The sequence below is a fragment of the Petralouisia sp. genome, from assembly GCF_056822245.1.
In genome coordinates, this window is sequence record NZ_JBQIOP010000089.1 from 1 (window position 1) to 5,651 (window position 5,651).

The 5,651-nt window shown below is 53.1% G+C and carries 7 protein-coding genes; all 7 read right to left on the reverse strand.

Annotated elements, in window-relative coordinates; translation table 11 throughout:
• Positions 1 to 393 precede the first annotated feature (393 nt).
• Positions 394 to 1,803 carry a relaxase/mobilization nuclease domain-containing protein gene (locus ACTO17_RS19345; RefSeq protein WP_289805122.1) on the reverse strand — a complete coding sequence of 470 codons (1,410 nt, stop codon included), beginning with the start codon at positions 1,801 to 1,803 and terminating at the stop codon, positions 394 to 396.
• Between the two features lie 32 nt (positions 1,804 to 1,835).
• Positions 1,836 to 2,348: a DUF3849 domain-containing protein gene (locus tag ACTO17_RS19350; protein ID WP_160275152.1), complete on the reverse strand. Its 513-nt coding sequence runs from the start codon at positions 2,346 to 2,348 to the stop codon at positions 1,836 to 1,838.
• 89 nt (positions 2,349 to 2,437) lie between these two features.
• Complete coding sequence (locus ACTO17_RS19355; RefSeq protein ID WP_160275153.1) at positions 2,438 to 2,728, reverse strand: CD1845 family protein; 291 nt, start codon at positions 2,726 to 2,728, stop codon at positions 2,438 to 2,440.
• Between the two features lie 144 nt (positions 2,729 to 2,872).
• On the reverse strand, positions 2,873 to 3,217 hold the full coding sequence (locus ACTO17_RS19360; RefSeq protein WP_004083349.1) for a plasmid mobilization protein: 345 nt from the start codon (positions 3,215 to 3,217) through the stop codon (positions 2,873 to 2,875).
• A complete protein-coding gene (locus ACTO17_RS19365) occupies positions 3,201 to 3,914 on the reverse strand; it encodes a hypothetical protein (RefSeq protein ID WP_482559072.1) in 714 nt (237 codons plus the stop codon). The genes ACTO17_RS19360 and ACTO17_RS19365 overlap by 17 nt, the downstream gene beginning before the upstream one ends.
• Positions 3,914 to 4,855 carry a DUF4316 domain-containing protein gene (locus ACTO17_RS19370; RefSeq protein ID WP_482559073.1) on the reverse strand — a complete coding sequence of 314 codons (942 nt, stop codon included), beginning with the start codon at positions 4,853 to 4,855 and terminating at the stop codon, positions 3,914 to 3,916. The genes ACTO17_RS19365 and ACTO17_RS19370 overlap by 1 nt, the downstream gene beginning before the upstream one ends.
• An 11-nt stretch (positions 4,856 to 4,866) precedes the next feature.
• The gene (locus ACTO17_RS19375; RefSeq protein ID WP_482559074.1) at positions 4,867 to 5,505 is read right to left on the reverse strand and encodes a hypothetical protein; all 639 of its coding nucleotides are present in this window, start codon (positions 5,503 to 5,505) and stop codon (positions 4,867 to 4,869) included.
• Positions 5,506 to 5,651: the final 146 nt, after the last annotated feature.

Sequence of the window (5,651 nt, forward strand, 5' to 3'; positions counted from 1 at the left end):
TGTTAAAGATACTGTCTTTACTGCTGCCATATCAATCCCCCTTATCTTTTTCAGATAGTATAACAGGCAAATGTCCGCGAAATGTTACAACGAGCAAAAAATTTTATTTTTTTGCATTTCTCTGTTATAGCAGTTCAAAATAATAACTCTATTATAGGCAGTTATCAAAGGTTTATCAATGCGGCAACTGTAAACAGATCCTCTGCCAAAGACTCTTAAAACTACTGGCAAGCAATGCAATCTTACGTAAGATTGTGTATTTAGCAGGATTTCCGTTTCCGGAATTCCTGCTAAATGCTTGTTGGTGACATGTCCCCAAACCCCTGAGATCATCACCTGCGGTGATGGCTGCGCGTTCCGTTGGAACGCTGAAAACCGAAAGCGGAAGGAAACCTATTGCCGTAACTTCTGCGTGTCTCTCTGCGATTCCCGCCCAGTGGGAATATCCAGCAGGTGCTCCACGTTCGCCCGGACATTATAAAGCTCCTTCATATCCGCCCTGGCCTGCTTATAGGCAGAATAGGCTTTCCGTTTCTGCTCCATAAGTCCGGCATATTCCTCCCGCAGAGATTTGACGGAAGGCAGCTTTGTGATCCCCAGCCCATCAAAGTGTTTCTTCGCCGCCTGATGCAGAAGGATTTCCGTCTCATGCGCCGCACGGAATTTTTTGCTGTACCCGGCTTTCCGGTATTCCACATAGACCGCCCGCGTCTTGACATAATTGACGATCTGTTTCTGCAGTTCCCCGTTGGCGGTCATCTGCGATTCCAGCTCCTTGATCTGTACCGACAGCGCATTAAAATTAGCAGTAGCAATATCTGATTTTTTCTGCAAATCCTCATAGTTCATATCGCCATGCTCTTTGAGCCAGATCACCGCCTGGGAGAGCTGTTTTAAGTTGAACACCTTCGCCCAGCGTTCATATCCCGGACCTTTGCCGGAACGGATTGCCGCCTCAATATCCACCAGAAGCCCGACTTTGGAAACCGGCTTTTGGGGAGAAGTACGGCGCGGCTTTGCCGTCCGTGTGCCGGCGATCCGTTCTTTGATGGCCTGCTCGGTATAGTCGCCTTTCAGTGTGTCACACCGGGTATATCTATCATCAGGTGACAGGCGAAAACGAAGGTGCTTTCGCTCCCGGTTGACTTCAATCCCAGCCGCCTCCAGCTTTTTCAAAAGTTCTTCAAAGTCCTTCGGCTTTTCTTCCAGGGCTGCGTCGATAGCCTGTCGTAGCTGCTCCTGGTGGGAAGGCTGTTTCTGACTTCCCATCCATGTGCCATAATGGTCCCGGCTGGGTTTCGGATTCTCTACAATGGAAAGCCCATGCTCCAGGCACAGCTTGTCATTCATGCGCCGGATCGCCCATGTAGAGCCCCAGAAGTTGCGGAATTTTTTCTGGCAGTCCAGCGTGGTAGAATTTATGATGATGTGGTTATGGACATGGTGTTTATCCACATGGGTGCAGACAACAAAAGCATGGTTTCCCTTCGTCAGTTTCAATGCCAGCTCCCGCCCGATCTGGTTGGCTTCTTCCGGCGTGACCTCACCCGGCTTAAATGCCTGCCGGAGATGGTAGGCAATCACATCATCCGCGCCCCGGCTTCTTCCGGTCAGGTTCGCATACTGCCGTTTGGATAAAAGGAACTCCGCATCAGCGGTCCGGGTGTCGCACTCATAACCATAAATGAATTTCCCAAAATCGGTTTTCTGCGGATTCTTTACATAGTCAATGATGTCCGCTATGGCCGTGGAAATATCCCGGCCTTTTCCAACATGCAGCGGCATGAGCCGGGTAGTTGCCATCCCTTCACCCCCTTAATGAAAAATTGGCTGTGTTACCGTGCCTGTTCTTTATTCACTTTTGTTTTATTACTGTGCGCTGCCTGCTGTCCGGCGTTTTTATTCAGGCTGTCACGCACGGACGGTTTCTGTTCCTGGACCGGCGTACATTCCCGTCTGGCCTGGGAGAGAAACAGGTCGGTAAGTCCGGGATTGCAGCGGTCTACAACAAAGTAAACATTCCGGTCATATCCGAAACCGTCCTTATCTTCACAGACCGGGACCGTCTGCGCCCATGCCTTGTTGTCCCGTGAAATGCGCCCGTCGTGATCTTTCTGCCGGACCGTGTTGGCAAGGACATAAAAAATCCGGCCATAATCAAACTGCTGTAATACCTGCTGCACACATGCCGGGCCTAAACGGTTATCCCGGTAGTTGTCCGCAATGGCCTGTTCGATTGCCTCCCTGCACGCAATGTTTGCTTTGTGGGAAGCGTGGTACTGATCCAGTTCCCCATGCTCATGCGCATAGGTGGCAGAATGAAAATAAATTGGCGTTGTATCTTTCAATGAAATCCCTCCAATCAAAAAGCTGCCGTAACAGACAGCCATAATTATAGAAAAAGGGCGGGGCTGCCAATGCGCCCCGCCGAAACTGTTTAACCAAATATAAAATCTTTCAGGGCGCCATTTACGCCGCCGATCATGCCGACCAGCCAGGCCGCCGCCATCGGCAGGCCGTATGGGCTGATAAGGAACGCAATCACCAGCCAGGACATTCCCGGCCAGAACCCGGCAGCGAAGAACAGCGCCAGCGCTGCCAGAAGAACAATCCCTGACAGAATCCCCAGCACAGCGCCGGAAACCACAACAAGAAATTTGCAGAACAGATAAAGAATCCCTGTAACTATTACAAATGGAAGTGCCAGCAGTTTACCAATCAGACGCATACGTCCGCCTCCTTTCCTAATTCCATATCCGTTTTTTCAGGACATCCAGGTATGCCCGAAGGGTATTTCAAAGAGAAGCATATTTACCCCTCTATTAGAATCTTACCGTGCCGGCCTGAGGAAATCAATGGCATTTCTGCCTGTTTACGAAATGTTCGCAAATCCCCGCAGCAGCTTATCCATGCCATCCCACAGACTGTCCAGACGGGTGCGAAGGTCGTCCACGTCAGCAGCGTAAATACTCCCGGTCTCATTGGCACGTCTGGCATACTGGTTTAAGTTATTGGAGCAGATACGGAGGAGCCGTATCATTTCCTGGATGTCGCTCATATCCAAATGAATGATATAGCCGTCAACCGCCATCTTGCGCAGATATGCGGACAGGTTGGTAATGCCGAGCTCCGCCATGCGCCCCTTTACCAGCTCCGCATCCTGCTCGGACATGACGAATTCCACCCGGACGGATTTTTTGTTATGCCCGGCTTTCATCGTTCCGGCTCCTTTTTCGGGAAAGCGGTTTATGAGTGGGGGCGGCGGCTGTCCGGGACTCTTTGAGTTTTCCGCGTAAGGTATTCTCTTTCAGGCTGTCAATATATTCTTTTATATCGCCGTTTGTGGCATGGCAGGAGCGTTTGAGCCGTTCCCGTTTCAGGATTACGGCAAGCTCCCGCTCGTCCTTTGGCAGATCGGTCATCGACTTTGGGCTCCCATGTACCGGCATCAGCTCATTCATAAGCTGTCTCCGATCCTGATAAGGAAGCGTGATACTGGCTCCGTCCTCAAACACAACGGCCACTTTACCAATGGGGCAGGCCAGCAGCTTTACCCGTTCCACATGAGCCCCATATTCAAGCGGGTATATATCGCCGACCACTTTTCCGTCCTGCACGTCTTTGATCGAGAGGGCATAGGCAAGAACCGGGTCTTTTGTCTGTTCATGGTAAAACTTCCACACATTATTTGCATGGCTGCCCTCCAGATAGACCTCCCATTCCCGCAGGGTATAGGTGCCGCAGGGCCGTGACAGCCAGAGAAGGCGCCGGTCCTCCGGTTCTCCCGATAGAGCCAGCTTTGGGATCAGCTCTTTATCCATATCAAAATCATCCTTGTAGTGTTGCGTGTGCAGCTCCATGATCTGCCCCAGGCTGTCCAGTATATCCACGCCCTCAAATCTTACCGCGCCCATCAGCGTTCCCTCTCTGCCATCAACGGCGCTGCCTGTTTTGCTTCATGCTCCGAACGTTCCGCCTTCAGCCGTTCCATCAGGGAAGGTTTCTCCGGCGTTTCCTCCGGCAGCGTCTCCGGGGCAAGCTCCCGGATTTCCTCGTAAGTCTGCCCGTCCGTCAGGTCGGGGCGCTCCGGCGGTTCGTTGTTGAGGCGTCCGTCCAGCATATTGTAATTGCCGGTCTGTCCTTCCTCGTAAAGCTCCGCATTACGCATATAGCTCTCCGGTGCCTGGAAGGGCTGTCCGGCAAACATGATCTCCCTGTGGGGCGTAAACTGTGAGAGCACGCCGTCCCGGAGCCTTGCAAATTCTTCATACTGGCCCAGGGTAAGGCCGCGCTCCAGCATTTCCGCCTGGGTATGCGCCCAGCCCTCCCCATAGAGGAAATAGTACATATCCGGCTGGTCGCAGACAAAGCACAGGGAGCCGTCCTGGTTGTCATAATAAGACGCCTGCATATCCTGATAGTGGCAGCGTTCCTCACGCCCCAGGTACACCCGGTTGTCCGCGCCCAGCATGGCGACCATGCCCGCATAGTTGCTATGGACCGCAGAGCGGATTTCCACCAATGGGTCTGCCTCCGGCATGGCCTGTCTGCCGGGAATCTCGTTCTGCTTTTCTGCCGCGTCATTTCTCGGCGTTACTTCCTCATGGGCGCGGGCATCCAAATCCGGCTGCGCGGAAGTCTTTCTGACGGCGCCCGGCTCCGGCTCCTTCTCCTGTGCGTAATAATGGACATTGGCGGTGGCCCTGCTGTTCATTTCCCCGGCGTAAGCCTCCGCAGCCTTGCGGGTATCAAATTCCAAAGGCTTTCCGTCCTCCTTGCACCACGCCTCGGCATAGCCGAAGATAGAAGCGCCGTTGCGGACCGCCCACACGCCGTATACTTTTTCTTTTCCCATCCTGATCCTCCTTACCGTTCCTGCTGTTTCGGCGTTTTCTGCTTTTTGGCCGGTTCCGCCGTTTTTGCCTCTTTCATCTGCCGCCGGACCGAAGCCCGGCGTTCCGGCTCCGCTTCGGAATCCGTGATATTGACATACTCACCGATAATGTTCAGCGCCTCATGGTAGCTCCCGGAGGCAAACACCCGGTCTGACATTTCCTTTGCCTGCTCCGCCATGCCGTTCCTGCGCAGGGTCCGGGAGGCAATGCCGGTCAGGTTAAAGACATTCCCATCCTGGCCTATCAGCGCACAGTCCGGTTTTTCCGGCTCCGGTGAAGGTTCCCCGATAAAACCGCCTAACCGGTTCGGCACAAAATCGGACAGCCAGGTGCCCCCGAAATCCGCCTGGGTCTGTAAACGCCACACGGCAAGTTTCCCGATGTCCAGCTTTACGTCCTCGAAAGGGTAGAGCAGGCAGGTAAGCTCCCCATACTGGAAAGCGGAAACATCCTCAAATTTACTGCCTTCCTTCAAAATGCCCGTGTCGGTGAACATCTCATTGATCCCGTCCACCCATTCCTTCAAATCCCCGCCGCATCCCTGCAGGATCAGCCCCTCTTTTCCTTCCATGCGCCGAAGGTCCTCTGTCGTGATTGTTGTGATACTCAAATAAACCGCCTCCTATCGTTCCTGTTGATGATTGGTTTTCTGCCAGACGGCTTTTGCCGCCGGCTGTTTCTTTAGCTGCTTACGGACGGAAGGCTTTGCCGCCGGCTGCCACATATCCGTTAAGATGGCAGATACCGGCTGTTCCC